This window comes from Halomonas sp. DQ26W, assembly GCF_003339685.1.
Classification (GTDB): Bacteria; Pseudomonadota; Gammaproteobacteria; order Pseudomonadales; family Halomonadaceae; genus Halomonas.
Genome location: NZ_QPKI01000002.1, coordinates 72,373 through 98,143, shown reverse-complemented (window position 1 = coordinate 98,143; position 25,771 = coordinate 72,373). Strand labels below are relative to the sequence as shown.

At 62.2% G+C, this 25,771-nt stretch carries 26 protein-coding genes; 19 read left to right on the top strand and 7 right to left on the bottom strand.

The window, feature by feature from the left end:
- Positions 1–51 precede the first annotated feature (51 nt).
- The 11 genes from DU490_RS01565 (at position 52) to mgtE (ending at position 9,747) form a co-directional block, all read left to right on the top strand.
- A complete protein-coding gene (locus DU490_RS01565; RefSeq protein WP_114572583.1) occupies positions 52–966 on the top strand; it encodes a ParB/RepB/Spo0J family partition protein in 915 nt (304 codons plus the stop codon).
- A gap of 207 nt (positions 967–1,173) precedes the next feature.
- Positions 1,174–1,578: an ATP synthase subunit I gene (locus DU490_RS01560; protein ID WP_114572582.1), complete on the top strand. Its 405-nt coding sequence runs from the start codon at positions 1,174–1,176 to the stop codon at positions 1,576–1,578.
- Positions 1,579–1,590: 12 nt separating this feature from the next.
- Positions 1,591–2,418: a F0F1 ATP synthase subunit A gene (gene atpB, locus DU490_RS01555; protein ID WP_114572581.1), complete on the top strand. Its 828-nt coding sequence runs from the start codon at positions 1,591–1,593 to the stop codon at positions 2,416–2,418.
- A gap of 65 nt (positions 2,419–2,483) precedes the next feature.
- Positions 2,484–2,711 (top strand): F0F1 ATP synthase subunit C, encoded by a 228-nt coding sequence (gene atpE / locus DU490_RS01550; RefSeq protein WP_010625958.1) that lies wholly within the window; start codon positions 2,484–2,486, stop codon positions 2,709–2,711.
- A gap of 73 nt (positions 2,712–2,784) precedes the next feature.
- Positions 2,785–3,255 carry a F0F1 ATP synthase subunit B gene (locus tag DU490_RS01545; protein ID WP_043518308.1) on the top strand — a complete coding sequence of 157 codons (471 nt, stop codon included), beginning with the start codon at positions 2,785–2,787 and terminating at the stop codon, positions 3,253–3,255.
- Positions 3,256–3,267: 12 nt separating this feature from the next.
- Positions 3,268–3,804, top strand: coding sequence for a F0F1 ATP synthase subunit delta (locus DU490_RS01540; protein WP_114572580.1), 537 nt, complete (start codon positions 3,268–3,270; stop codon positions 3,802–3,804).
- Between the two features lie 16 nt (positions 3,805–3,820).
- On the top strand, positions 3,821–5,365 hold the full coding sequence (gene atpA / locus DU490_RS01535) for a F0F1 ATP synthase subunit alpha (protein WP_114572579.1): 1,545 nt from the start codon (positions 3,821–3,823) through the stop codon (positions 5,363–5,365).
- Between the two features lie 69 nt (positions 5,366–5,434).
- Complete coding sequence (gene atpG, locus DU490_RS01530) at positions 5,435–6,316, top strand: F0F1 ATP synthase subunit gamma (RefSeq protein WP_114572578.1); 882 nt, start codon at positions 5,435–5,437, stop codon at positions 6,314–6,316.
- A gap of 65 nt (positions 6,317–6,381) precedes the next feature.
- Positions 6,382–7,758: a F0F1 ATP synthase subunit beta gene (gene atpD, locus DU490_RS01525; RefSeq protein WP_114572577.1), complete on the top strand. Its 1,377-nt coding sequence runs from the start codon at positions 6,382–6,384 to the stop codon at positions 7,756–7,758.
- A gap of 25 nt (positions 7,759–7,783) precedes the next feature.
- Positions 7,784–8,212, top strand: a complete 429-nt coding sequence (locus tag DU490_RS01520; RefSeq protein ID WP_114572576.1) for a F0F1 ATP synthase subunit epsilon — start codon at positions 7,784–7,786, stop codon at positions 8,210–8,212.
- 161 nt (positions 8,213–8,373) lie between these two features.
- Positions 8,374–9,747: a magnesium transporter gene (gene mgtE, locus DU490_RS01515; RefSeq protein WP_114572575.1), complete on the top strand. Its 1,374-nt coding sequence runs from the start codon at positions 8,374–8,376 to the stop codon at positions 9,745–9,747.
- Positions 9,748–9,764: 17 nt separating this feature from the next.
- On the opposite strand, the gene DU490_RS17385 is transcribed toward mgtE, so the two are convergent.
- A complete protein-coding gene (locus DU490_RS17385; protein ID WP_258801105.1) occupies positions 9,765–9,887 on the bottom strand; it encodes a hypothetical protein in 123 nt (40 codons plus the stop codon).
- Positions 9,888–10,050: 163 nt separating this feature from the next.
- Between DU490_RS17385 and DU490_RS01510 the strand changes: the two genes are divergently transcribed.
- The 4 genes from DU490_RS01510 (at position 10,051) to glmS (ending at position 15,247) form a co-directional block, all read left to right on the top strand.
- Positions 10,051–10,848, top strand: a complete 798-nt coding sequence (locus DU490_RS01510; RefSeq protein WP_114572574.1) for an undecaprenyl-diphosphate phosphatase — start codon at positions 10,051–10,053, stop codon at positions 10,846–10,848.
- A 44-nt stretch (positions 10,849–10,892) separates the two neighbouring features.
- Entirely contained in the window at positions 10,893–11,957 is a 1,065-nt protein-coding gene (locus DU490_RS01505; RefSeq protein ID WP_114572573.1) for an FAD:protein FMN transferase, read from the top strand.
- A 79-nt stretch (positions 11,958–12,036) separates the two neighbouring features.
- A complete protein-coding gene (gene glmU, locus DU490_RS01500) occupies positions 12,037–13,404 on the top strand; it encodes a bifunctional UDP-N-acetylglucosamine diphosphorylase/glucosamine-1-phosphate N-acetyltransferase GlmU (RefSeq protein WP_114572572.1) in 1,368 nt (455 codons plus the stop codon).
- Between the two features lie 10 nt (positions 13,405–13,414).
- Complete coding sequence (gene glmS, locus DU490_RS01495) at positions 13,415–15,247, top strand: glutamine--fructose-6-phosphate transaminase (isomerizing) (RefSeq protein ID WP_114572571.1); 1,833 nt, start codon at positions 13,415–13,417, stop codon at positions 15,245–15,247.
- A gap of 31 nt (positions 15,248–15,278) precedes the next feature.
- Here the strand turns inward: glmS and DU490_RS01490 are convergent, their stop codons facing one another.
- Both DU490_RS01490 and DU490_RS01480 read right to left on the bottom strand, forming a co-directional pair.
- Positions 15,279–15,557, bottom strand: a complete 279-nt coding sequence (locus DU490_RS01490) for a phosphatase PAP2 family protein (RefSeq protein WP_258801133.1) — start codon at positions 15,555–15,557, stop codon at positions 15,279–15,281.
- 646 nt (positions 15,558–16,203) lie between these two features.
- Positions 16,204–16,404, bottom strand: a complete 201-nt coding sequence (locus DU490_RS01480) for a PA3496 family putative envelope integrity protein (RefSeq protein ID WP_114572569.1) — start codon at positions 16,402–16,404, stop codon at positions 16,204–16,206.
- Positions 16,405–16,616: 212 nt separating this feature from the next.
- Between DU490_RS01480 and hexR the strand changes: the two genes are divergently transcribed.
- The 3 genes from hexR to DU490_RS01465 all read left to right on the top strand — a co-directional run bounded on the left by hexR (position 16,617) and on the right by DU490_RS01465 (position 21,222).
- Positions 16,617–17,480 (top strand): transcriptional regulator HexR, encoded by an 864-nt coding sequence (gene hexR / locus DU490_RS01475; protein WP_114572568.1) that lies wholly within the window; start codon positions 16,617–16,619, stop codon positions 17,478–17,480.
- A gap of 275 nt (positions 17,481–17,755) precedes the next feature.
- Positions 17,756–19,963 carry a DNA helicase II gene (gene uvrD / locus DU490_RS01470; protein WP_114572567.1) on the top strand — a complete coding sequence of 736 codons (2,208 nt, stop codon included), beginning with the start codon at positions 17,756–17,758 and terminating at the stop codon, positions 19,961–19,963.
- Between the two features lie 158 nt (positions 19,964–20,121).
- Positions 20,122–21,222 (top strand): TRAP transporter substrate-binding protein, encoded by a 1,101-nt coding sequence (locus DU490_RS01465; protein WP_114572566.1) that lies wholly within the window; start codon positions 20,122–20,124, stop codon positions 21,220–21,222.
- A 72-nt stretch (positions 21,223–21,294) separates the two neighbouring features.
- Here DU490_RS01465 and DU490_RS01460 read toward each other — a convergent pair whose 3' ends face one another.
- Complete coding sequence (locus DU490_RS01460; RefSeq protein WP_114572565.1) at positions 21,295–21,702, bottom strand: acyl-CoA thioesterase; 408 nt, start codon at positions 21,700–21,702, stop codon at positions 21,295–21,297.
- 173 nt (positions 21,703–21,875) lie between these two features.
- Here DU490_RS01460 and cysZ point away from each other — a divergent pair, with 173 nt between their 5' ends.
- Complete coding sequence (gene cysZ, locus DU490_RS01455) at positions 21,876–22,598, top strand: sulfate transporter CysZ (protein ID WP_114572564.1); 723 nt, start codon at positions 21,876–21,878, stop codon at positions 22,596–22,598.
- A 132-nt stretch (positions 22,599–22,730) separates the two neighbouring features.
- Here the strand turns inward: cysZ and DU490_RS01450 are convergent, their stop codons facing one another.
- From DU490_RS01450 to DU490_RS01440, 3 genes are all read right to left on the bottom strand, one after another.
- Positions 22,731–24,101 (bottom strand): aminotransferase class III-fold pyridoxal phosphate-dependent enzyme, encoded by a 1,371-nt coding sequence (locus DU490_RS01450; RefSeq protein WP_114572563.1) that lies wholly within the window; start codon positions 24,099–24,101, stop codon positions 22,731–22,733.
- 144 nt (positions 24,102–24,245) lie between these two features.
- Positions 24,246–25,139 (bottom strand): 4-hydroxybenzoate octaprenyltransferase, encoded by an 894-nt coding sequence (gene ubiA, locus DU490_RS01445; protein WP_114572562.1) that lies wholly within the window; start codon positions 25,137–25,139, stop codon positions 24,246–24,248.
- Positions 25,140–25,168: 29 nt separating this feature from the next.
- Positions 25,169–25,735 (bottom strand): chorismate lyase, encoded by a 567-nt coding sequence (locus DU490_RS01440; RefSeq protein WP_258801104.1) that lies wholly within the window; start codon positions 25,733–25,735, stop codon positions 25,169–25,171.
- Between the last annotated feature and the right edge of the window lie 36 nt (positions 25,736–25,771).

Genomic DNA, 25,771 nt, shown 5'->3' with positions numbered 1-25,771 from the left:
GCTGCCGTACCACTGTCGTAACCTGCTCGTTGTAATGATGAGGGACTATAAATGACGCGAAAACGCGCCCTGGGCCGCGGCCTGGATGCCCTGATCGGTGCCGGTGCCCGCCGCCGCGAGAGCCTCGAGCTGCCCGAGGTCGAGATACAGGCCTTCGAGGAAGGTGAGGTACCGCCCGCAGCGGTTGCCGAGGACCGCCTCGAGCGACTGCCGCTTGGCCAGCTGTCTCGTGGCAAGTACCAGCCACGCCGGGACATTCAGCCCGAGGCGCTGGAAGAGCTCGCCGACTCGATCCGTGCCCAGGGGGTCATGCAGCCCATTGTGGTGCGGCCCATCGGCGAGGCGCGCTACGAGATCATCGCCGGCGAGCGGCGCTGGCGTGCCGCCCAGTTGGCCGAGCTCGACACTATTCCGGCGGTGATCCGCGAAGTCAGCGACGAAGTCGCCCTGGCCCTGGCGCTTATCGAGAACATTCAGCGAGAGGATCTCAATCCCGTCGAGGAAGCCATGGCGCTCAAACGGCTGCTCGACGAATTCGCGCTCACCCAGCAGCAGGTAGCGGACGCCGTCGGCCGTTCCCGGGCACAGGTGGCCAACCTGCTGCGGCTGTTGACCTTGGATCCCGAAGTGCAGACCCTGCTCGAACGCGGCGACCTGGACATGGGGCATGCCCGGGCCCTGCTGGCGCTCTCCGGTGCCAGGCAGCGCAAGGCCGCTCATGAGGTGGTCAACAAGGATCTGACGGTTCGCGATACTGAGGCGCTGGTCAAGCGCCTGGTGAACGGCGAACCGGCGAAGACCGAGGCGGCCGCAACCAGCCCCGACGTGGCCCGCCTCGAGAACCGGCTAGGCGAGGTGCTCGGGGCGCCGGTCAAGATCCAGCACGGTCGCGGTGGCAAGGGCCGGGTCACGATCCGCTATTCGAGCCTGGATGAGCTCGACGGCATTCTGGAACACATTCGCTAGCCGATGTGAAGGCGCCGTCCCGGGGTACGAATGTCGACAATCCTTGCACCTTTGGTCGCAAAGTCGCACCATTCGGCAGCAAAAGCGCGTTGTTTGGTTGAAGGCTCAGAGGCGCTTCCCTATAATCCGCCGTTGTTTGCCTGAGTGTCACGCTCGGTACAGCCGGCACCCGAACCCTGCCAAGACAGGGCAGGAAATGTCGACAGGATGCACAGACACGTTGCCACAAGGCGCCGGCGCCTGGATTTCACCCGCCTGTTCCTGGCCCAGGGTCTGGCTACCCTGACCGTAGCGTTGCTGGCTGGCTTGCGGCATGGTCACGAGGGGGTACTGTCTGCCCTGCTCGGCGGCGCGGTCAGCCTGCTGCCCACGCTCTATTTCGTCTGGCGTGGATTGCGCATCCGGGATGGCCGACGCCCGCGGGTCAGCGTAATGAATCTCTATCAGGCAGCGATGGGCAAGTTCGGTTTGACGGTAGCACTGTTCGTGATCGTCTTCGTCACAGTGCCCCCCTCAAACCCAGCTTTTTTCTTTGTCGCATATGTGGCGGCTCAACTCATGCACTGGCTCACACCCTGGCTCTTGCGTGACCGGCCGACCCACCGAACCTGAGGTAAGCAGCGTATGGCAGCAGATAATGAAATATCCGCCATCTATTACATACAGCACCACCTCCAGAACCTGACCTTCGGCAGGCATCCCGAGAATGGCTGGTCGCTTGCCAGCACCTCCGCCGAAGCCACCGAGATGGGTTTCTGGGCCATTCATCTGGATACCATGGGCTGGTCCATCGCCATGGGTGTGCTGTTTCTGGGGCTGTTCCACAAGGCCGGCCGCATGGCCACCACCGGCGTCCCCGGCGGGCTGCAGAACGCTGTCGAGATGGTCATCGAGTTCATCGAGAACCTGACCCGCTCCACCTTCCACGGCAAGAATCCCCACATCGCTCCGATAGCGCTGACGCTGTTCATGTGGATCCTGCTGATGAACAGCTTGAAGATCCTACCGGTCGACTACCTCCCGGAGCTGTTTGGTCGCCTGGGCTTCGAATACATGAAAATCGTGCCCACCACCGACGTCAATGCCACCCTGGGCATGGCGCTGGGCGTGTTCTGCCTGATCGTCTTCTACAGCATCAAGGTCAAGGGTGCCGGAGGCTTCGCCAAGGAGCTCTCGCTGACGCCGTTTAACCACTGGCTGCTGATTCCTTTCAACCTGATCCTCGAGATCGTCGGCCTGATCGTCAAGCCGATCAGCCTGGCGCTGCGTCTGTTCGGCAACATGTTCGCCGGCGAGGTGATCTTCATCCTGATCGCGCTGCTGCCGTTCTGGGCGATCTGGCTGTTGGATGTGCCCTGGGCCATCTTCCATATCCTGGTAGTCTCGCTGCAGGCCTTCATCTTCACGACGCTGTCGATCGTGTACCTGAGTGCCGCTCACGAGCACCACTGAGCCAAGCAACCTTTGCAAACGCAGTAACTTGAACCTGACCTCAACGTAAAACTAGGAGCAACATCATGGAAATCGTCTACCTTGCCGCCGCCATCATCATCAGCGTCAGCGCCCTGGCAACCGGCATTGGCTTCGCCATGCTGGGCGGCAAACTGCTCGAGTCGACTGCCCGTCAGCCCGAGCTTGGCGACCAGCTTCAGACCCGTACCTTCATCATGGCCGGCCTGCTCGACGCCGTGCCGATGATCGGTGTTGGTATCGCGATGTACCTGATCTTCGTCGTTGCCGGTTAATGACAGCACCGAGCGCTGAGGCGCTCGGTTCGCTTCTATCCGGTCGCCACGAACCCGTCAGAGGTACATACCCGTGAATATCAACATGACGCTTATCGGGCAAACGATCGCCTTTGCGATCTTTGTCTGGTTCTGCATCAAGTACGTGTGGCCGCCGATCAGCTCCGCGCTCCACGAGCGCCAGAAGAAGATCGCCGATGGCCTCGACGCAGCCAGCCGGGCTTCTCGCGACCTCGAGCTTGCTCAGGAGCAGGCCGCTCAGACGCTGCGCGAGACCAAGGAGCAGGCCTCCCAGATTCTCGACCAGGCGAACAAGCGTTCCAGCCAGATGATCGAGGAAGCTCGCGAGCAGGCACGTGCCGAAGGCGAGCGCCTGGTGGCCGGTGCCCGCGCCGAGATCGATCAGGAAATCAATCGCGCCAAGGAAGAGCTTCGTGCCCAGGTGGCGTCGCTTGCCATCGTCGGTGCCGAGCGTGTTCTGGAAGCCTCCATCGACGAGAAGGCACACCGCAAGCTGTTAGATAAGCTTGCTGCCGAACTGTGAAGGAGGTGACCCATGGCGGAAACGTCTACTGTCGCACGACCCTACGCCAAGGCGGCTTTCGAGTATGCGCGGGACCACAAGGCGCTTGAAGCCTGGTCTGACATGTTCGTCAAGCTGGGCCAGGTCGTCGCGGAGCGTGATGCTCAGAAATTGATCGCGAGCCCCAAGATCGCCAACGACCGCAAAGTCGACATGGTCATCGAGGTCGCCGACATCAGCGTGGATGATGCTGGTCGCCGGTTCCTCGAAGCCCTGGGTGACAAGGGGAGGCTATCGGCCTTGGGTGCCATCGCCGAGCAATTCGAGCGCCTGCGCGCTGACCACGAAAAACGCATCGACGTCACTGTGGTCACGGCCTATGCGCTCGATGACACGCAGCAGAACAAGCTCGCCGGCGCGCTCAAGAAGCGGCTGAATCGCGAAATCTCCATTACCACTCAGGTGGATCCGAAACTTCTCGGAGGCGTCGTCCTTCGCGCCGGCGATACCGTCATTGACGGGTCGGTGCGCGGTCGACTGAATCGCCTCTCTGAAGCCCTTATCGCCTGAGTCTGAGGGACATGGCATGCAGCAATTGAATCCTTCCGAGATCAGCGACATCATCAAGCAGCGTATCGAAAAGCTGGATGTCGCATCAGAAGCCCGTAATCAGGGCACCATCGTCAGCGTCTCCGACGGCATCGTGAAGATTCACGGTCTCGAGGATGCGATGTTCGGTGAAATGATCGAATTCCCCGGCAACATCTTCGGCATGGTGCTCAACCTGGAGCGCGACTCCGTGGGCGCCGTGGTACTGGGTGACTTCCTGCAGCTGGAAGAGGGTATGACCGCCAGCTGTACCGGTCGTATCCTCGAGGTGCCGGTGGGACCCGAACTGATCGGCCGCGTGGTCGACCCGCTGGGCACCCCCATCGACGGCAAGGGCGACATCGACGCCAAGATGACCGACGCGGTGGAAAAGGTCGCCCCTGGCGTCATCACCCGTCAGTCGGTGGACGAGCCGATTCAGACCGGTCTCAAGTCGATCGACGCCATGGTGCCAATCGGCCGCGGTCAGCGTGAGCTGATCATCGGCGACCGTCAGATCGGCAAGTCGGCGATCGCCATCGACGCCATCATTAACCAGAAGGGCAAGGGTGTCACCTGCGTCTACGTGGCCATCGGTCAGAAGCAGTCGACCATTGCCAATGTGGTGCGCAAGCTCGAAGAGCACGGTGCCATGGATCACACCATCGTGGTCGCCGCCGGCGCCGCCGATCCCGCCCCGATGCAGTTCCTGGCCCCCTATGCGGGCTGCACCATGGGCGAGTATTTCCGCGACCGCGGCCAGGACGCCATGATCGTCTATGACGACCTGACCAAGCAGGCCTGGGCCTACCGTCAGGTCTCCCTGCTGCTGCGCCGTCCGCCGGGCCGCGAAGCCTATCCGGGTGACGTCTTCTACCTTCACTCGCGTCTGCTCGAGCGTGCCGCTCGCGTCAATGTCGAGTACGTCGAGAAGTTCACCAACGGTGAAGTGAAGGGCAAGACCGGCTCGCTGACCGCGCTGCCGATCATCGAGACCCAGGGTGGCGACGTCTCGGCGTTCGTTCCGACCAACGTGATTTCGATCACCGACGGTCAGATATTTCTCGAAACCGACCTGTTCAACTCGGGTGTTCGTCCGGCCATCAACGCCGGTCTGTCGGTATCGCGGGTGGGTGGTTCGGCCCAGACCAAGATCATCAAGAAGCTGGGTGGTGGCGTGCGTCTGGCACTGGCCCAGTATCGCGAGCTGGCGGCGTTCTCGCAGTTTGCCTCCGATCTGGACGAAGCGACCCGCAAGCAGCTCGAGCACGGTCAGCGCGTCACCGAGCTGATGAAGCAGAAGCAGTATTCGCCGCTGTCCGTGGCCGAGATGGGGGTGACCCTGTACGCCGCCAACGAAGGCTTCCTGGATGATGTCGAGGTCAACAAGGTGCTGGATTTCGAGCGTGCGCTGCACGACTACATGAAATCCGAACATGCCGAGCTGCTCGACAAGATCAACCAGACCGGCGACTACAGCAGCGAGATCCAGGAAGGCTTGAAGTCGGGTCTCGAGAAGTTCAAGGCCACTCAGAGCTGGTAATTCCGCCGGCCCACCCCTTGCGGGTGGGCCCTGGACATCTTCTGAGGGGCAAGAACGAGGTAGATCGCTATGGCAGCTGCAAAAGAGATACGCACCCAGATCGGGAGCATCAAGAATACGCAGAAGATCACCAGCGCCATGGAAATGGTGGCTGCATCCAAGATGCGTAAGGCACAGGATCTGATGAGGGCCAGTCAGCCCTACGCCCGTCAGATCCGCAACGTCGTTGCCCATATTGCCGACGCCAACCCCGAGTATCGTCACGAGTACATGATCGAGCGTGATGCGAAGCGGGTCGGCTATATCGTGGTCTCCACTGACCGCGGCTTGTGCGGCGGCCTGAACGTCAACCTGTTCAAGGCCGTGCTCAGGGATGCCAAGGCATGGCGCGACAAGGGCGCAGAGCTCGATTTCTGCGCTCTGGGCAGCAAGGCCAGCGGCTTCTTCAAGAGCTACGGGGGTAACCTGGTGGCGGCGAAGAGTGGGCTGGGTGAGTCGCCCGAGGTCGAGGATCTGATCGGTAGCGTCAAGGTCATGCTGGATGCGTATGACGAGGGGCGCCTGGATCGGCTGTTCGTGGTGTACAACGAGTTCGTCAACACCATGACGCAGAAGCCGGTGGTCAGGCAGATATTGCCCCTGTCTCCCGATATGGGAGCAGAAACGCATGATGACGACAACAAGCGTCCCGGTAGCTGGGACTACCTGTATGAGCCGGATGCCAAGGCGCTGCTCGATAGTCTGCTGGTTCGTTTCATCGAATCGCAGGTCTATCAATCGGTGGTCGAGAATGGCGCCTGCGAACAGGCAGCGCGAATGATCGCCATGAAGAGCGCTACTGACAACGCCGGCGGTCTGATCGACGACCTGGAGATGGTGTACAACAAGGCCCGTCAGGCCGCCATCACCCAGGAGATCTCCGAGATCGTTGGTGGCGCCGCCGCCGTATAGCGCCAGGGGAGGGATTGCCCTCCCGGCATGCAGGTTTCATTTTCAGGTATTTGAGAGGAACCAAGATGAGCGGACGTATCGTACAAATCATCGGCGCGGTGATTGACGTAGAGTTTCCGCGGGACGATGTTCCCAAGGTCTACGACGCGCTGAAGGTCTCGGAAGTCGAGACTGTGCTCGAAACCCAGCAGCAGCTGGGCGACGGCGTGGTGCGCACCATCGCCATGGGCTCCACCGAGGGTCTCAAGCGTGGCATGGAGGTCACCAACACCGGTGCTGCCATCTCCGTGCCCGTGGGCAAGGAGACGCTGGGTCGCATCATGAACGTGCTCGGTGAGCCGATCGACGAGGCCGGTGACATTGGTGAGGCCGAGCGCATGCCAATCCACCGCAAGCCCCCGACCTATGCCGAGCAGGCGGCTTCCAACGAGCTGCTCGAGACCGGCATCAAGGTCATTGACCTGGTCTGCCCGTTCGCCAAGGGCGGCAAGGTCGGCCTGTTCGGCGGTGCCGGGGTGGGCAAGACGGTCAACATGATGGAGTTGATCCGCAACATCGCTACCGAACACAGCGGTTACTCCGTGTTCGCCGGTGTGGGTGAGCGGACCCGTGAGGGTAACGACTTCTATCACGAAATGACCGAATCCAACGTTATCGACAAGGTATCGCTGGTCTACGGTCAGATGAACGAGCCGCCGGGCAACCGTCTGCGCGTGGCATTGACCGGCCTGACCATCGCCGAGAAGTTCCGCGATGAAGGCCGCGACGTGTTGCTGTTCGTCGACAACATCTACCGCTATACGCTGGCCGGTACTGAGGTCTCCGCACTGCTGGGCCGTATGCCCTCGGCGGTAGGCTATCAGCCGACCCTGGCCGAGGAGATGGGCGTCCTGCAGGAGCGCATCACCTCCACCAAGACCGGCTCGATCACCTCCGTCCAGGCCGTCTACGTGCCCGCGGATGACCTGACCGACCCGTCGCCGGCGACTACCTTCTCGCACCTGGACGCCACCGTGGTACTGGCGCGTTCCATCGCCGAGTTGGGCATCTATCCGGCCATCGATCCGCTGGACTCTACCTCGCGCCAGCTGGACCCACTGGTCGTCGGCGAGGAGCACTACGATACCGCCCGCGGCGTGCAGAACGTGCTGCAGCGCTACAAGGAGCTCAAGGACATCATTGCAATCCTGGGCATGGACGAGCTGTCCGATGAGGACAAGCTGGCCGTGTCACGGGCGCGCAAGATCCAGCGCTTCCTGTCGCAGCCGTTCTTCGTGGCCGAGGTGTTCACCGGTGCTCCCGGCAAGTACGTGTCGCTGAAGGACACCATTCGTGGTTTCCAGGGTATCCTCGGCGGCGAATACGACGATCTGCCGGAGCAGGCCTTCTACATGGTGGGCAGCATTGACGAGGCCGTCGAGAAAGCCAACCAGATGAAGTAAGGCCGTCCACCAGGGGGACTTCGCTATGGCGAACAGCTTCAAGTGCGAAATCGTCAGCGCCGAAGAGGCGATCTTCTCGGGTGAGATCGAGCAGCTCGTCGCTTCCGGCATGATGGGTGACCTGGGCATCCTGCCTGGGCACGCTCCATTGCTGACCGAGCTTCAGCCAGGTCCGATTCGGGTGATCCACGGCGGTGGCGCGGAAGAGAATTTCTACGTCTCCGGCGGCTTCCTCGAAGTGCAGCCGGATGTGGTCACCATCCTCGCCGATGCCGCTTCACGGGCCGGCGACCTCGATGAGGCCGCCGCCGAGGAAGCCCGTCAGCATGCGCTGAAGGCGTTCAACGAAAAGTCGTCGGAGCTGGATTACACCCGCGCCGCCGCCGAACTCGCTGAAGCCGTGGCTCAGCTGCGTACCATTCAGCAACTGCGCAAGAAGGCCGGTAAGGGCTGAACCTGGCCATTACCGTGTAAAACGCCCCTCGAACAGTGTTCGAGGGGCGTTTTTGTCTCTGCTATGATGTCGTCCATGCGTCGGGTCGCTCCCGAACCGTCCTCATATGCCCCGTGCTGGTAAAAAGTCTTAGACTTTCGTGGCGGCGCTAGGAGATGCCCATGTCACTGAACGAAACGCTTCAGGAACAGAAAGATACGCTCTTGGAGGCTCTCCAGGCAGAGCAAAGGGAGCGCCTTGATGAGCTGCTTCCCGAACTGCGTGCCGCCGACCTGGCGGAGATTCTAGAGGATATCGCCGAGGAGGAAGATGATCTTCCCCTGGTGCTGGGATTGTTGGACTGTCTGCCGATCGAGCGCCGGGCCAATGTGCTGGGCTACCTGCCGGGCGACGAGCAGTTGGAGATCGCCGAGGCGATCTCCGACGACATGCTGCTGTTGATTCTCGAGGAGATGGGCTCGGACGAGCGGGTCGACCTGTTCAACCTGCTGGGCGAAGACCGGCGCGAAACCCTGCTGCGGCGCATGGCGCGCCAGGAGCGCGAGGACCTCAAGCGACTGGCAAGCTACGAGGAGGGCACTGCCGGGGCGATCATGACTTCGGACTACGTGGCGATCCCCAGCGGCATGACGGTGTCCCAGGCGATGATGCGGGTGCGGCAGACCGCACCGGACGCCGAGACCGTCTATCAGCTCTATATCATCGATGCGGATGGCCGGTTGGCGGGTACCATGTCGCTGCGTCAACTGATGGTGGCCAGACCCGGGGCCCAGGTCGACGACCTGATGATCAAGGATGTGATCAGTATCTCGGTCGATGAGGAGCAGGAAGAGGTCGCCCGGTTGATATCCCGTTATGACCTGCTGGCCATGCCGGTCACCGACCACGATGAGCGGCTGGTGGGCATCGTCACTCACGATGACGCCATGGACGTAGCCGAGTCCGAGGCCACCGAGGATTTCCACAAGGGGATGTCCATCGGTCAGCTCGAGGATGGCGTCAGCCGGGTGCCGATCTGGAGCCTTTATCGCAAGCGGGTAACCTGGCTGGTATTGCTGGTGTTTGCCAACCTCTTCTCCGGCGCCGGCATCGCCTACTTCGAGGACACCATCGCCGCCCAGGTGGCGCTGGTGTTCTTTCTGCCGTTGCTGATCGGTAGTGGCGGTAACGCGGGGGCCCAGGCCGCCACCCTGATGGTGCGGGGTATGGCTACCGGCGATGTCGGAGTCAAGGACTGGAGCAAGCTGCTCGGTCGAGAGCTATTGGTGGCGGGGGCGCTGGGGCTGACCATGGCGGTGGCGGTCGCCCCCATCGGGGTGATGCGCGGTGGTGAGGCGGTGGCCATGGTAGTCGCCATGAGCATGGTTACCATTGTGCTGTTCGGCAGCCTGCTGGGCATGTGCCTGCCCTTCGTGCTGGAGCGGTTCAAGGTGGACCCTGCCACTGCATCGGCGCCACTGGTAACCACCCTGATCGATGCCTGCGGCGTGGTGATCTATTTCACCATTGCCACGGCGATCCTGACAGGACTTTGAGCGCTGTCGGCCACGGACTATTCGTCATCGTTGTACCGCGTCCACAGTGAGCGAATCACGAAGATCAGGATGACTGTCAGCAGAATCGTGAAGGGTATGGCGATGAGCAGGACGGCTGGCTTGATCATCTCGGCGGCCATGGGGGCTCCGTTGGCAGCGGTGGACAGGGGGGAAGCATAGCCTCCCGGAGCGGCGGGGGCGTGTCAACCGTCGGTCGGGCGTGTATCCTCTTGAACGTTTCATCCCTGCGTCTGGCGGACGCCACTGCCGCTGCGCACGACTTCTCAGTCAGGAGACCGCCACATGGATTGGCTTCAGGTCGCCATACTCGCTCTCGTTCAGGGACTGACCGAATTCCTGCCGATTTCCAGCTCCGCCCACCTGGTTCTGGTACCGGTGCTGACCGAGTGGGAGGATCAGGGGCTGGCCTTCGATGTTGCCCTGCATATGGGCAGCCTCGCGGCGGTAGTGGTCTATTTCCGCCTGGATCTAGTGCGCATGGGCGATAGCGTGATGGACTACGTTCGCGGTCGTGGCCTCGATGCGGATGGGCGGCTTGCTGCTTGGGTGCTGCTGGCCACCTTCCCCGTCGGGCTCGCCGCCCTGCTCTTCAAGTCACCCATCGAGACCGTGATGCGTTCACCGCTGGTGATCGGCATGAGCCTGATCGGCTTCGGGCTCCTGCTGGGGTATGCTGACTGGAAACGGCGCTCCGGGAGAAGTGAGTACCAACTCACGCTTAAGGATGCGCTCCTGATAGGCGGGGCCCAGGCGTTGGCGCTGATACCGGGAACCTCGCGCTCGGGTATCACCATCACCGCGGCGCTGCTGTTGGGGATGAGCCGGGAGGGTGCGGCACGTTTCTCCTTCCTGATGTCGATTCCGGTGATCGTGCTGGCCGGTGGCCTTGAGATCAGCGAACTGATCCGGGACCCCGAGCCCATCGCGGTTTCTGCGCTGCTGGTGGGGGCGGTAATATCCGCTATCAGCGCCTATGTCTGCATTCACTATTTTCTGACATTCATCAAACGGATCGGTATGCAGCCCTTTGTGGTCTATCGAATCATTCTGGGCCTCTGGCTGCTATGGGTCTTCTGGTAGCCGCAAGGCGAAATCGTGCTGTTCTCGAGGAGAGCTTCATCATCATGCGTCGACTTCCCCGTCTTCTTGTCTCTGCGGTGCTGCTGTTGCTGGTGGTGGGCTGCTCCGAAAACGATCGTCCTCTGGAGTCACCGGTACTCCTCGAAGGCGCCATCTTCGGCTCCTTCTATCAGGTCACGATTGCCGGCTCACTGACCCAGGGAGACGCGCAGCGGCTCGAGGAGGGGCTGGTTGAGGTTCTTGAGGGCGTGGATGCCGCCATGTCGATCTACCGCGAGGACTCGGAGTTGATCGCCTTCAATCAGGCGCCGGTCGGTGAATGGCAGCCGCTCTCCAATGAACTGATCGAGGTGCTGGCGATCAGTCAATCGGTGGCCGAGGCGAGCAACGGAGCCTTTGACGTGACCATCGGCGGGCTGGTCAACCTGTGGAGCTTTGGCTCCGAGGCCCGCCCCCGGGAGGTTCCGGACGAAGAGACGCTGAACGAACGCCTCGCCGAAGTGGGTCCGGACAGCATCGAGATCGACGAGAATGGCCTGCAGGCACGGCGGCTGCGCGATGTCTTCGTCAATCTTGGCGGGGTGGCCAAGGGGCATGGCACCGACCGGGTTGCGGCTTACCTGGATGGAGAGGGCGTCGAACACTACCTGGTCAACCTTGGTGGTGACCTGATCGTGCGTGGCTATCGTGATACCGAGAGCCAGCCTTGGCGCATCGGTATCGAGGCGCCGCTGGTCGATCGCCAGGAAGCACAGCATATCCTGCCGCTGGAAGCGATTTCGGTGGCCTCCTCCGGGGACTACCGCAACTACTTCGAGGAGGAGGGCCGGCGCTACTCGCATACCCTCGATCCGCGCACCGGTCGGCCCATCGACCATCGCCTGGCGTCGGTCACTGTGGCGCATCCCTCCAATGCCTGGGCGGATGCCTGGGCGACCGCATTGATGGTGCTGGGCGAAAAGGAGGGCATGGTACTGGCCAGGGAACAGGATCTCAAGGTGTTGATGTTGATCCGCGAGGAAGGCGGCTGGGCCAGCGTTGCCACGGCTGCCTTTGCCGATCATTTCGGCCAGTTGCAGATGGATGAAATGGACATAGAGGTTCGCTAACGATTCACCCGGGCAGCGCCGGACGGTGTCATCCGTTAGACTGTAGCGATACGGAAAAAACCAAGGATAAGGAGTCAAGATGACCCTCGACGTGGTGATTCTGGCCGCCGGGCAAGGGACGCGAATGCGCTCGCAACGGCCTAAGGTACTGCACCGGCTGGCCGGCAAACCGATGGTGTGTCATGTCATCGATACCGCCCGGCGGCTCGAGGTCGATCACATGCACGTGGTGATTGGCCATGGCGCCGATCAGGTACGCCATGCACTCGGCGAATATCCCGTGCGCTTTGCCCTGCAGGCGGAACAGAAGGGAACCGGTCATGCGGTAGCCCAAACTCTTGATGCGCTCGGCCGGGGCAAGGTGCTGGTGCTGTATGGCGACGTTCCGCTGATTCGTCACGAGACCCTGTCGGCTTTGCTCGACCTGGTCAACGAGTCGCGCATGGGCCTGCTCACTGTGACCCTCGACGATCCCGGCGGCTATGGCCGTATCCTGCGCAACGACGACGGAGAGGTCGTGGCTATCGTCGAGCAGAAGGATGCCAACGAGCACGAGCTGTTGGTGCGTGAATGCAATACCGGAATCATGGCCATGACCGCCACACAGCTGAAGCGCTGGCTCCCCCGGCTCTCGGCCGATAACGCCCAGGGTGAATACTACCTGACCGACGTGATAGCCATGGCGGCGGCCGACGGTGTGGCGATCGCCACCGCACAGCCTGCCAACCCGCTGGAGGTCGAGGGGGTCAACAACCGCCTGCAGATGGCGCGGCTCGAGCGGGCGCACCAGGCTCGCATCGCCGAGCAACTGATGTTCCAGGGCGTGGCCCTGCTGGACCCGGCGCGGCTCGATGTGCGCGGCCGGTTGACCTGCGGCCACGATGTGGAAATCGACGTGGGCTGTGTCTTCGAGGGTGATGTCGAGCTTGGTGAAGGTGTGCGCATCGGCCCCCACTGCATGATTCGCGACAGCCATATCGGTGCTGAATCGGTGATCGAGGCCCATAGTGTCATCGACGGCGCCGTGATCGCCGGGCGCAACCGTATCGGACCCTTCGCTCGGCTGCGTCCCGGCTCGCGCCTGGCGGTGGGTGCCAAGGTGGGCAATTTCGTCGAGACCAAGAACGTCGAGGTGGGGGAGGGAAGCAAGATCAACCACTTGAGCTATGTGGGAGACGCCTGCCTGGGACGCGACGTCAACGTCGGCGCGGGCACCATCACCTGCAATTACGACGGTGCCAACAAGCATCGCACTGAGATCGGCGACGGGGCCTTCATCGGTTCCAATACCGCTCTTGTGGCGCCGGTCAGCGTTGGCCGTGGCGCCACCGTGGGCGCCGGGTCGACGATCAGCAAGGACGTGGCCGACAATGCACTGGCTGTCTCCCGAGGCCGCCAGATCGCCAAGGCAGACTGGCCGCGTCCCACCAAGGCAAAGGATTACTGAGGAAAGCGCGATGTGTGGAATCGTTGGTGCCGTTGCCCAGCGCAATGTGCAGAATATCCTGCTCGAGGGGCTGCGGCGCCTGGAGTATCGCGGCTATGACTCGGCCGGCATGGCAGTACTCGACTCGCAGGGGCTGCAGCGCTGCCGGGCGCTGGGCAAGGTAGCGGCACTTGAGCAGCGGCTTGGCTGCGAGCCGCTATCCGGTCACTGCGGCATCGCTCACACCCGCTGGGCCACCCACGGTAAGCCCAGCGAGGCCAATGCGCACCCCCACGCCTCGGGCGAGCGGCTCGCGGTGGTGCATAACGGCATCATCGAGAATCACGAGAGACTGCGTGACGAACTCAGGGAATCCGGCTATGTCTTCGAGTCACAGACTGATACCGAAGTGGTGGCCCACCTGCTGGAGCGTGAGTATCGTCGGGGCGATGGCCTGCTGGTATCGGTTCAGCGAGTACTGAAGCGGCTGGAGGGTGCCTATGCCCTGGCGGTGATGCATGCTGACGAGCCTGATGTCATCGTCGGGGCGCGCAAGGGCAGCCCCCTGGTAGTAGGGGTGGGGATCGACGAGGCCTTTCTGGGTTCGGACCCTCTGGCCTTGCTACAGGTCACCGATCGCTTCATCTACCTGCAGGAGGGCGATGTCGTTCGCCTATCCGATGGGGGTCGCATCGATGTCTTCGATGATCGTGGCCAGGCAGTCGATCATGAAATTCATACATTCGAATACGCCGACGGTGCCGCCAGCAAGGGCAACTACCGCCACTTCATGCAGAAAGAGATCTTCGAGCAGCCGGCGGTGATCGCCGCGGCACTGGAAGGCCGGTTGGGCGACAAGTCGGTACTGGTGGAGAGCTTCGGCCCCGGAGCCGAGGCGCTGTTCGAGCGTGTCCAGCAGATCCATATCGTGGCCTGTGGTACCAGCTATCATGCCGGGATGGTGGCGCGCTACTGGCTGGAGCGCTATGCCGGTATTCCGGTTCAGGTGGAGGTGGCTTCCGAGTATCGCTACCGGACGGTGGTCGTCCCCGAAGGCACCCTGTTCGTGACGCTGTCACAATCCGGCGAGACCGCCGACACCCTGGCTGCGCTGCGCTTCGCCCGCGAGCAGGATTACCTGGGAAGCCTGGCGATTTGCAACGTGCCGGGCAGTTCGCTGGTGCGGGAATCCGATCTGACCCTGATGACCCAGGCCGGTCCCGAGATTGGCGTGGCCTCGACCAAGGCGTTCACCACCCAGCTCACCGGCCTGATGCTGTTGACCCTGGCTCTGGGCAGGATCAAGGGGCTTTCCTCTGCTCTCCAGGAAGAACTGGTGGCCGGGCTGCGCAGCTTGCCCCGGCTGGTGTCGCAGGTGTTGAAACTGGATGACAAGATTGAGTCGCTGTCGACGGCCTTTGCCGAAAAGCACCATGCGCTCTTTCTTGGCCGGGGCGTGCATTTCCCCATTGCACTGGAAGGCGCACTGAAGCTCAAGGAGATCTCCTATATCCATGCCGAGGCCTATCCCGCCGGTGAGCTCAAGCACGGGCCCCTTGCCCTGGTGGATAGCGAAATGCCGGTTATCTCGGTGGCGCCCAACGACGAACTGCTCGACAAGTTGAAGTCCAATCTCCAGGAAGTGCGAGCCCGTGGCGGCGAACTGTTCGTCTTTGCCGACGAAGCGGTGGGGCTGGAAGAGGAAGAGGGCATACGCGTGCTCAGACTACCCCATGTGCATGATGCCCTGGCACCGATTCTCTATACCATTCCGCTGCAGCTGTTGAGCTATCACGTGGCGGTACTCAAGGGTACCGACGTGGATCAGCCGCGCAACCTGGCGAAGTCCGTTACCGTCGAATAGCCCCCTGACGGCGCCGAGCTCGACAGAGGACTCAGCGCCTCACCCAGCCTCGGGCAATCAGCGGCGCGAAGAGCAGGTGGTAGAGTCGTCTCGCGACACGATGATAGAAGGGCAGTATCAGCCAGTTGTGGTTGGCCCCAACCAGCAGGGCCATTGCTGCGGCCAGCAGGGTGGCGCCCAGCATGTCCTGGGGAAAGTGAACGCCGAGGAAGAGGCGTGCCCAGGCTACGGGCAGGGCCAGCAGCAGCAGGTATCGGCCGATGCGCCGGGTCTTACCGTGCAGCACCAGGCTGAAGGCCATGGTCAGCATGATCGTCAATTAATACGTCCGAAAAGCGCAAGGTTGAGATTCGTTTCCATGGGTTACCACTGAGCGTCGAATGTCGCCTTCGGTTGGATCTCCGGCAGGTGCGGGATGATTTCTTGCCTTGTACCATCTGTTGATAACTCTTGGCGGCAACCGCCTAATTCTCGCCTATTGACCACTTTTTACATGGCCGGTCAATGATCATTTTGGTCTGATTCTGGCTCGATGAGAAAGGCCGAGAAGCCCATTACACGTGTTTTCCACGGGGAATCCGCCTCTGATTTGCTTTTTCGTTCAGTTGTTCGAGCTGCGTCATTTCCCAACCGGGTAGCGTGGCGCTACTTGTGGATAAAACAGGGGAAAACTCTTTTTAACCTTGTCCTCGCGGCGGATAACCGTCGTTGCGCTTCATGGGCAGAGCCCTCATGCGCCTCTTGTTAATACCCATTTCCTTGCAGCCCAGAGGGCCTTCGTTGGAAAAGGCAGTCGCTGCTCTTGGGAGACGGTCTGGTATGTCGTGGCGCGCTATATTACGCCGTTGGGCGTGATCTTGGTGTTCATCAACAGCTTGCTGGGGTAACAGGTCCCCGAGCCCCGCTAGACGGGGCTTGAGCGAATTCCTTGGACGGTCGCCGACAGGCGGCCGTCGTCAATGCTTTTCGTCTTCGGCTAGATCGGCGATGTGCCGTTCCAACTGTTTGAATTCGTTGTGCAGTTCGATGCCGCGACGCGCCCTAAGGTTGCGCTGAGCGGCGGTACGTGAGCGTCTCTCGTGTTCGGCGACTTTCAAGCTCATGAAGATGTCGAGTAGCTCACTCTTGACCGAAGTTACGCGTTCGATCTTGCTCATGACCGACTCTCCCTCTACTTCTTTTTCGTATCGTCTTCCTTACCGCTGTCGGTATGCCGGCAGCCAGCACGATGGCACCCCGACATTTCTACTATACCTTACTTGACAGGATGATGACTAAGTGGGCCATTTCACGCAACGTGGCCGAAATTCCATATCGGCTTCGTGATGGGGCATACTGAGCCCTGCGATTGCCAACCAAGGAGTTCAGCGTGAGCCGCGCCCTGTTCGATGAAATGAGACGCCGCATGGAGCACTTTCGTCGCTCCGAGCAGAAGGTGGCGCGCTACGTTCTGCGCAATCCTGACGAAGTGATCCATATGCGCATCGTCGATCTGGCGACCGAGGCCAAGGTCAGCGAACCCACCGTGGTGCGGTTCTGCCGGGCGCTGGGCTGCAACGGCTTTCAAGACTTCAAGCTCAAGCTGGCACAGATGCTGGCTTCCGGCAGTCAGTTCGCCCAGTTCTCGATGAACGATGACGACTCGGTGGCCGAATTCTCCCAGAGCATTTTCGACTCCACCGTGGGCACCCTGCTGTCGGTGCGCGATCGGATGGACAACGAGGCCCTGAGCCGGGCCATCCAGGCGCTGGCCATGGCCAATCGGGTGGAGTTCTACGGTTTTGGAGCATCGGGGGCGGTGGCCTTCGATGCCCAGCACAAGTTCTTCCGTCTGCAGATTTCCACCGCCGCTTACGCCGACCCGCACATGCAGAACATGTCGGCGGTGACCCTCAAGGAGGGCGATGTGGTCGTGGCGATCTCCCAGACTGGCCGGACCCGGGCGCTGGTAGCCAGTGTGCGCCTGGCACGCGAGGCCGGTGCCACGGTGATTGGCCTGTGCCCCAGCGGCTCGCCGCTGGCCGAGGAGGTGACCCTGCCGCTGTATATCGACGTGCACGAGGATACCGAGATCTACACCCCGATGAGCTCGCGCATCGCCCATCTGGTGCTGGTCGACGTGCTGGCGGTAGGGGTAGCCAAGACCCGCGGCCCAAGGCTTGCCGAGCAGCTAAAGGCGGTGAAGAAGAGCCTGACGCCGCTAAGGTTTCCGGAGCAGGAAGGCAAGCCGTAGCCCAGCGTTGGGGATAACACTGCGGCCTCCGCCAAGGCGCCTGACGGCGCCAGTCGCGATGGAAACCAGCGCTCCAACAGCGATCCTCTCCACCAATGGTGCCACGCACTGTCGGAGGAAGCTTCAGCTCACGACTGGAGGCCGAAGGACTCCCGGCGGTGTTGCCGGTGCTTGACGTTAACCACTGACGTTGCCGCCTCCGCCAGCCACCTGCCGAGTCGTCTTCAGGATATGCTAAGCTGAGCGCTCATTTTTCGAGCGGCAGTACCCTTCCCATGGACGACGTCACGGCGATTCTCGATCAGTTGAACCCGGCCCAGCACGAGGCGGTCAGTGCTCCCCAGGGCAACATGCTGGTGCTGGCCGGGGCCGGCTCGGGCAAGACCCGGGTATTGGTGCATCGCATCGCCTGGCTGATGCAGGTCGAGGGCCTGTCGCCCTACGCCGTGCTCGCCGTGACCTTCACCAACAAGGCGGCCCGTGAGATGCGCACCCGCCTTGAGGCGCTACAGGGACTGTCGCTGCGCAACGTCTGGGTCGGTACCTTCCACTCCATTGCCCATCGGTTGCTGCGTACCCACTGGCAGGACGCCCGCCTGCCCCAGCACTTCCAGATCATCGACTCCGACGACCAGCTGCGCCTGGTCAAGCGCCTGCTCAAGGAGAATCACGTCGATGACGAGCGCTATCCGCCGCGCCAGGTGCAGTCATTCATTTCCGGCTGCAAGGAGGAGGGGCTGCGGCCGCACCAGGTGGATGCCCATGGCGATGCCTACCTGGCACAGATGGTGGATCTCTATGAGCGCTATCAGTTGACGTGCGAGCGCGGCGGGCTGGTCGACTTCGGCGAGCTGCTGCTGCGCAGCCTGGAGCTGCTGCGCGACAACCCGACGCTGCTGGCCCACTATCAGGAGCGCTTCGGCCATGTGCTGGTCGACGAGTTCCAGGACACCAATACCCTGCAGTACGCCTGGCTCAAGCTGCTCTCCGGCATGAAGACACCGATGACGGTGGTCGGCGACGACGACCAGTCCATCTACGGCTGGCGCGGTGCGCGGGTAGAGAATATCCGCCGCTTCGAGCAGGAGTTTCGCGATACCCGTACCGTGCGCCTGGAGCAGAACTACCGCTCCACCAGCGCCATACTTGAAGCCGCCAATGCCCTGATCAGCCACAATGCCGATCGCATGGGCAAGGAGCTGTGGACGGCTGGCAGCCGCGGCGAGCCGATCTCGCTCTATGCCGGCTTCAACGACCTGGATGAGGCGCGCTTCATCGTCGATACCATCAAGGAGAAGGTCGACGAGGGCTACCATCGCCGCGAGATCGCCATTCTCTACCGCTCCAACGCCCAGTCGCGGGTGCTGGAAGAGACCTTGATCCGCCAGGGGATGCCCTATCGCATCTACGGGGGCCATCGCTTCTACGAGCGCCTCGAGATCCGCAATGCCCTGGCCTACCTGCGTCTGCTGCTCAATCGCGATGACGACGCCTCGCTGGAGCGCATCATCAACGTGCCGGCCCGGGGCATCGGCACCCGCACCGTGGAGATTCTGCGCGAACGAGCCCGTCATGCCGACGTCGCGCTGTGGCAGGCCCTGCATGACGGGCTTGCCGACGCGTCGCTCAAGGGGCGCGCCGGCAACGCCATTCAGGTGTTCGCCGACCTCATCGAACGGTTGGACAACGAGACCGCCGGCATGTCCTTGCACGAGATCATCGCCCATGTGATCGAGCATTCGGGCCTGGTCGAGCACCACCGCAATGAGAAGGGCGAGAAGGGGCAGGCGCGGGTCGAAAACCTAGAGGAGCTGATCAATGCCGCCCGCGCCTTCACCCAGGGCGAGGTGCTCGAGCCGCCGGAGACGGGAGAGGGCGGCGTGGCACTGGAGGCCTTTCTCTCCGAGGCGGCGCTCAACGCCGGCGAGCATGCGGCCGACGAATTCGAGGATAGCGTGCAGCTGATGACGCTGCACTCCGCCAAGGGGCTGGAGTTCCCGGTGGTGTTCATCGCCGGGGTTGAGGAGGGTTTGTTTCCCCACAAGATGTCGTTGGAGGAGCCCGGGCGTCTCGAGGAGGAGCGCCGGCTCTGCTATGTGGGCCTGACCCGGGCCATGCGCAAGCTCTACCTGACCTATGCCGAGATCCGGCGCATGCACGGTAAGGAGACCTTTCAGCGGGCCTCGCGCTTTCTGCGCGAGATCCCCGACGAGTACATGGAAGAGGTACGTCTGCGCGGACAGATCTCCCGTCCGGTCACGGCGATGCGCCCGGCGGTTGGACTCTCACGCCAGACCTCGGTCAACGGCGGTGGCGATCTCCCCAGCCTCAGCCTGGGGCAGCGGGTCCAGCATCCGGTGTTCGGCGAAGGGGTGATCCTCAACGCCGAGGGCGACGGGGAGCGAGCCCGGGTCCAGGTCAGCTTCGAAGGTGATGGTGACAAGTGGCTGGTGTTGGGGTTTGCCAAGCTCACCCCGCTATAGGGAAACGCCGCGTTACGGCTACGCTACCTGGGTACGTTGACGTCTACGTCAAAAAGCGCGCTTGCTGCCTAATTTGTCCTTACGCATACTCTCAGGCGGACACATCGCGCAGCCATAAGACGCGAATCAGAATAATCACCCTTGGAGTCACGTACGCCATGCAACGTCGTTTTTTCCTCAAGAACAGTCTCAAGACCGTCGGCCTCGGTGCCGCCGGCCTCGTGACAGCCACTTTCGTATCCACGGCCAGCGCGCAGGAGACCATCACCTGGGACATGGTCACTTCCTGGCCGACCAACTTCCCCGCCCTGGGCACCGGTGCCAATGACTTTGCCGAACGCATCGAGACGCTCTCCAACGGCCGCATGCGTGTGCGCGTTCACGGCGCCGGTGAGCTGGTTCCGGCAATGGAAGTCTTCGATGCCGTCGCCGCCGGTACCGCTGAAATGGGCCACTCCGCTGCCTACTACTGGCGAGGCAAGGTCGCTGCGTCACAGTTCTTCACGGCGGTTCCCTTCGGCATGAACACCACCGAAACCAACGCCTGGCTCTACTATGGCGGCGGCCAGGAACTATGGGACGAAATCTACGCCAAGCACAACCTCAAGCCCTTCCCCGTGGGCAACACCGGTGCGCAGATGGCCGGCTGGTTCAAGGAGGAGATCAACTCGCTAGAGGACATGCAGGGGCTCAAGCTGCGCCTGCCTGGCCTGGCTGGTGAAGCCATGAATGGCATCGGCGTCACCACCGTCAACATGGCGGGCGGTGAGATATTTACCTCAATGCAGACCGGTGTACTTGACGCCGCCGACTGGGTCGGTCCCTACAACGACATGGCTTTCGGCCTGCACCAGGTCGCCGACTATTACTACACTTCACCGTGGAACGAGCCCACTGCGGTACTGGAGGGAACCGTCAATCTGGATGCCTGGAATGCACTGCCCGATGATCTCAAGGCGGTAGTGACCGAGGCGGCCCGAGCCTCCAACCTGGCGATGATCAGCGAGTTCGCCTATCGCAACGCCCAGGCTCTGGACACCCTGGTGGAAGAACACGGTGTCCAGCTGCGCACCTTCCCCGATGATGTCGTCGAGGCGCTCTACGAGTCTTCGCAGCAGGTCATTCAGAATCAGGTGGAGAACGATCCGGATTCCGCCAAGGTCTACGAGTCCTACCAGGCCTTCCAGAATCTGGTACGTCCGTTCCACGACGTGGGTGAATTTGACTACCTCCAGACCCGTGAGAACCTCAGGGACTGATCGCACAGGATAAAGAGAAGAGCGACAGGGGCGCCATATGGCGCCCCTGTCGCTTTTGGGGTGCTGCTCGGCTCAGCTAGCCTGGTGAACCGAGCGGATCCGCCCCTTATCATCGAGTGCCACCATCACGAAGCGAGCCTCGGTGACCTTGTGGAGTTCGTCCCCATCGCGCTCGTGGGGTTGGCGTATCCATACCTCCACGTCGATCTTGACCGAGCTATGGCCGATCTCGCGGACGGCGGTAAAGATATTGACGGTTGACCCCACTCGTACTGGGCACAGGAAGTCCATGGCTTCGATGGCCACGGTGGCAGTACGGCCATGGGCCTCCCGGCCGGCGGCCAGCTCGGCTGCCTGGTCCATGTGGCTGACCAGCCAGCCGCCGGGTATGTCGCCATAGAGATTGGTGTCCTGGCGAGAGGCCAATAACTTGAGCGTCAGCTGGCCTAGGGGGGCGGGCACATCGTCGAGGTCGGTCATGAGTATCGTCTTCTCGGCTTGTTGTTGTCGGTGGTCGGTACAGGTCGGAAAGCGATGAATAATATTGCGCTGCAGCGCGCCTGTGCGCCATCTTATACGGCAAGGTCCCCCTTGCTCCAGCCTTGCGACAACCTGTCGCCCAGGGCCACCCCTCTCACAACGAGGAAAAACCGATGCTGGATGCCTTTTCGGCGCTGGTCCGTGGTACTCGGCTGGCCTATGCACCGGGCATGCGTCGTTACGTCTTCGTGCCTATCGGCGTCAACATGCTGGTGTATGGCCTAATGCTTTACTACGTGGTCACCCATTTCGGCAGTTGGCTCGACGGTTGGATGGCGATGATTCCGGGCTGGCTCGAGTGGTTATCGTGGCTGATCTGGCCACTGTTCGTGTTCAGCCTGGTGTTGATTATCTTTTTCACTTTTACCTTGGTGGCTCACCTGATAGCCGCCCCCTTCTATGGCTTGCTGGCCGCCAAGGTGGAAGTGCTGGCCACCGGGCGGCCGCCGCTGGACGACAGGGGGTTGGCCAGGACTGCGGTGGATGCACTGGGGCGCGAACTGGTCAAGCTCGGCTACATCCTCCCCAGGATGGCGTTGCTGTTCGTGGTGAGCTGGATTCCCGCCATCAACCTGATCGCTCCACTGCTCTGGCTCCTGTTTTCCGCCTGGATCATGGCCATCACCTATCTCGACTATCCCATGGACAACAACAAGGTCAGTTTCGCCGACATGCGGCGTCGTCTGTCATCTCGGCGATGGCCGACGCTGAGTTACGGGGCTTGGGTTACGCTGATCACCTGGATCCCGCTGGCCAACCTCTTTCTGCTTCCCGGCGCCGTGGCCGGTGCGGTGCTGATGTGGGACAGTCACTATCGGGGCCTGCCAGCCTCCTGACCCTGATGTTTGCCGGGCAGGGGGCGATCGAAATCCATGCGCGGTTCAGAGTGCCAGCGATGGCAGTGCCGATGCAGGGGAATTGGTGTATCGGCACTGCCACTGAAGAAACTGGCTAGCCCTGCGGTGCCCTTAAATCAGGCAATCGAGGGTCAAGGCCACGGCGTCGAAGAGCCGTTCGAGCTCCACTTCCGTAGAGCCGAATGGTGGGCCGAACTGAAGGGTGTCGCCGCCGTAGCGCACATAGAAACCCGCTTGCCAGAGCGCCATGTGGGCATCGCGAGGCCGTACGGTGGGATCGCCGTCACGGGGAGCCAGCTGGATCGCCCCGGCCAGCCCGTGGTTGCGGATATCCACCACGTGGGGCCGTCCCTTGAGGGCGTGGAGCTTCTCCTCGAACACCGGGGCAATGGCGCGAACCTGGCCGGGGAAGTCCTCCCGCTCGAGCAGGTCGAGGGAGGCTAGGGCGGCGGCACAGGCCACAGGATGAGCGCTGTAGGTGTAGCCGTGGGTGAATTCGATGGCGTGCTCGGGACCGCCGGCGTGCATGAAGGTATCGAAGATCTCGCCGGAGGCGATCACCGCGCCCATGGGTACCGCACCGTTGGTGAGCTGCTTGGCAATATTCATCATGTCCGGCGTTACGCCGAAGGCCTCGGCACCGGTGGTCGCACCGCTGCGGCCGAAGGCGGTAATCACCTCGTCGAAGATCAGCAGGATGTCGTGAGCGCTACAGATCTCGCGTAGGCGATCGAGATAGCCCTTCGGCGGCACGATGACTCCGGCTGAGCCCGACATCGGCTCGACGATCACCGCGGCGATATTGGATGCATCGTGCAGGGCGATCTGGTCGAGCAGGGCATCGGCGAGCTCGGCGCCGCTGTCGGCTTGGCCACGGGTGAAGGCGAGATGTGGCTGCAGAGTGTGGGGCAGGTGCGCCACGTCGAGCAGTTGCCCGTAGTGCTTCCGGTTGCCGCCGATCCCGCCGAGGCTGGTACCGCCGACGTTGACGCCGTGATAGCCCTTGGCACGTCCGATCAGTCGGGTCTTCTCCGGGCGCCCCTTGAGCCGCCAGTAGGCTCTGGCCATTTTCACCGCGGTGTCGGCGGCATCGGAGCCTGAATTGGTGAAGAAGACGTGATCGAGGCCGGCAGGGGTCAAGCTCGCCAACTTCTCGGCGAGTTCGAAGGCCAGTGGGTGTGCGACTTGAAACCCCGGGGCGAAGTCCAGGCTACTCAACTGGCGGGCCACCGCCTGCTGGATCTCCAGCCGGTTATGCCCCGCGCCACTGGTCCATAGGCCCGACAGCGAGTCGAACAGTCGTCGACCGCGATCATCGATGAAGTAGCGGCCTTCGGCGCCGGTGATCATGCGCGGATTGGCATGAAAGTCGCGATTGGAGCTGAACGGCATCCACAGGTGCCGGTTGAGCCCCGGATATCCCGCTACCGCTTCGCGGCCGGCGGATGAGGTTGTGGCTTGCTGGGTATCGACCTCGTGCATGGTCCTGTCCTCTGCTGCTTGTCGGGCGTTGTTCACGCGCGTTATGCATACAGCATGGACTGGAATAAAAGTTTATAAAATCAAACAATACTATCCTTGACGTCAGAAAGGTGATACGTGACTGGCGGTGGCACCTAGCCTGTTTCAGCCGTTCAGCGTGGGCCAAAGGCTGAGGACGATGCCGGCGAACACCAGCAGGCCCGACCAGTGGTTGTTGAGGAATGCCTGGAAGCAGCGATCGCGATCCCGGGTACGAATCAGGGTCTGCTGATGCAGGAATGTGCTGCCCATGGCCGCCAGGCCCAGCCAGAAGAAGAGGCCCAGTCCCAGGTGCAGGCCGGCCCAGGCCAGCAGGGCAAGGGTGGCCACCTGCAGCAGGCCGATCATCAGCCGGTCGGCACGGCCGAATAGCACGGCGGTGGACTTGATACCGATACGCAAGTCGTCGTCGCGGTCGACCATGGCGTACTCGGTATCATAGGCCACGGTCCAGGCCACATTGGCGCAGAACAGCAGCCAGGCCTCCACCGGCACGTGGCCCAGCACGGCGCCGAAGGCCATGGGAATCGCCCACGAGAAGGCGGCACCGAGGAACACCTGGGGCAGGTGGGTGTAGCGCTTCATGAACGGGTAGATGAAGGCCAGTACAACCCCGACCAGTGACAGCATCACCGTAAACAGGTTGGTGAACAGCACCAGCACGAAGGCCGCCACGACCAGCATAAGGAACAGCGCCTGAGCCTCGCCCTCGCTGATGCGGCCGGTGGCCAGGGGCCGGTTCTTCGTGCGCTTGACGTGGCCATCGAAGTGACGGTCGGCGTAGTCGTTGACCACACAGCCGGCCGCCCGCATCAGATAGACGCCAGCGATGAAGATCAGCAGTACCTTACGTCCGGGAATGCCCTCGGCGGCCACCCACAGTGCCCAGAGGGTGGGCCACATCAGCAGCCAGGTTCCGATGGGCCTGTCCAGGCGCATCAGGTGCAGGAAGTCGGGTACGCGTGCCAGGCCGGTGGGATGCAGCAGGGATCGATCCATCGGAGCCTCCTCAATCGATGGTGCTCATCCTAACGTGAAGGCAGCGCCAGATCATCTGCCATTGCGTCGAGGAAGAACTCCTGCACCAGAACGGCAAAGCGGCCATGGCGGAATACCGAGCGACGGCCCCAGGGGCCTCTCTGGCTATGGAAAGGGGGGGGAGAGGCTGTTACCTCGATGGGGCTGCGCTCCAGGCCTGGCTGACGAAACAGCCAACTGCCCAGTGAGCGCTCCCCGAGTCGGTCAAGGCGTTGCCCCCGCAGTTGTGCAAGCGGCACCACCGAGCGCGCCACCACCCAGGGGCGTTCATCCAGGCAGAGTGCCACTTCGCGCAGCCAGGCGAGGCGACCGACGGGCAGACCAAGGACCCTGGCTTCGTCGGGGCGTGGCCGGCCGAGGCGCTGGTCGATCAGGCGCACACGGAAGGTCCTTTCACCCCCGGCCTCGATCAATCGGGCGGTAAGGGAATCCCGCGAGGCGACCCAGGCCCACCAGGCCGGGCTCATGGCCGGTTGGCCAGCCGCCAGCGGCCGCCAGCTTACGGTTCTCGGGGTCAAGCGAATGGGGTCGCGGTGCACCGCACGTCTCCGGGTCACCTTGCTCTCCAGGTCGATCGAGGGTCGCATAGTGTA

What these genes read in the sequence shown, in the direction of transcription:
- uvrD (WP_114572567.1), top strand. Translation starts at nt 17,756, where the DNA reads ATGGACGACGTCACGGCGATTCTCGATCAGTTGAACCCGGCCCAGCAC.
- atpD (WP_114572577.1), top strand. Translation starts at nt 6,382, where the DNA reads ATGAGCGGACGTATCGTACAAATCATCGGCGCGGTGATTGACGTAGAG.
- DU490_RS01450 (WP_114572563.1), bottom strand. Translation starts at nt 24,101, where the DNA reads ATGCACGAGGTCGATACCCAGCAAGCCACAACCTCATCCGCCGGCCGC.
- atpB (WP_114572581.1), top strand. Translation starts at nt 1,591, where the DNA reads ATGGCAGCAGATAATGAAATATCCGCCATCTATTACATACAGCACCAC.
- DU490_RS01520 (WP_114572576.1), top strand. Translation starts at nt 7,784, where the DNA reads ATGGCGAACAGCTTCAAGTGCGAAATCGTCAGCGCCGAAGAGGCGATC.
- glmS (WP_114572571.1), top strand. Translation starts at nt 13,415, where the DNA reads ATGTGTGGAATCGTTGGTGCCGTTGCCCAGCGCAATGTGCAGAATATC.
- mgtE (WP_114572575.1), top strand. Translation starts at nt 8,374, where the DNA reads ATGTCACTGAACGAAACGCTTCAGGAACAGAAAGATACGCTCTTGGAG.
- cysZ (WP_114572564.1), top strand. Translation starts at nt 21,876, where the DNA reads ATGCTGGATGCCTTTTCGGCGCTGGTCCGTGGTACTCGGCTGGCCTAT.
- ubiA (WP_114572562.1), bottom strand. Translation starts at nt 25,139, where the DNA reads ATGGATCGATCCCTGCTGCATCCCACCGGCCTGGCACGCGTACCCGAC.
- atpG (WP_114572578.1), top strand. Translation starts at nt 5,435, where the DNA reads ATGGCAGCTGCAAAAGAGATACGCACCCAGATCGGGAGCATCAAGAAT.
- glmU (WP_114572572.1), top strand. Translation starts at nt 12,037, where the DNA reads ATGACCCTCGACGTGGTGATTCTGGCCGCCGGGCAAGGGACGCGAATG.
- DU490_RS01505 (WP_114572573.1), top strand. Translation starts at nt 10,893, where the DNA reads ATGCGTCGACTTCCCCGTCTTCTTGTCTCTGCGGTGCTGCTGTTGCTG.
- DU490_RS01460 (WP_114572565.1), bottom strand. Translation starts at nt 21,702, where the DNA reads ATGACCGACCTCGACGATGTGCCCGCCCCCCTAGGCCAGCTGACGCTC.
- DU490_RS01490 (WP_258801133.1), bottom strand. Translation starts at nt 15,557, where the DNA reads ATGCTGACCATGGCCTTCAGCCTGGTGCTGCACGGTAAGACCCGGCGC.
- DU490_RS01465 (WP_114572566.1), top strand. Translation starts at nt 20,122, where the DNA reads ATGCAACGTCGTTTTTTCCTCAAGAACAGTCTCAAGACCGTCGGCCTC.
- DU490_RS01565 (WP_114572583.1), top strand. Translation starts at nt 52, where the DNA reads ATGACGCGAAAACGCGCCCTGGGCCGCGGCCTGGATGCCCTGATCGGT.
- atpE (WP_010625958.1), top strand. Translation starts at nt 2,484, where the DNA reads ATGGAAATCGTCTACCTTGCCGCCGCCATCATCATCAGCGTCAGCGCC.
- DU490_RS01540 (WP_114572580.1), top strand. Translation starts at nt 3,268, where the DNA reads ATGGCGGAAACGTCTACTGTCGCACGACCCTACGCCAAGGCGGCTTTC.
- DU490_RS01480 (WP_114572569.1), bottom strand. Translation starts at nt 16,404, where the DNA reads ATGAGCAAGATCGAACGCGTAACTTCGGTCAAGAGTGAGCTACTCGAC.
- DU490_RS17385 (WP_258801105.1), bottom strand. Translation starts at nt 9,887, where the DNA reads ATGGCCGCCGAGATGATCAAGCCAGCCGTCCTGCTCATCGCCATACCC.
- atpA (WP_114572579.1), top strand. Translation starts at nt 3,821, where the DNA reads ATGCAGCAATTGAATCCTTCCGAGATCAGCGACATCATCAAGCAGCGT.
- DU490_RS01510 (WP_114572574.1), top strand. Translation starts at nt 10,051, where the DNA reads ATGGATTGGCTTCAGGTCGCCATACTCGCTCTCGTTCAGGGACTGACC.
- DU490_RS01560 (WP_114572582.1), top strand. Translation starts at nt 1,174, where the DNA reads ATGCACAGACACGTTGCCACAAGGCGCCGGCGCCTGGATTTCACCCGC.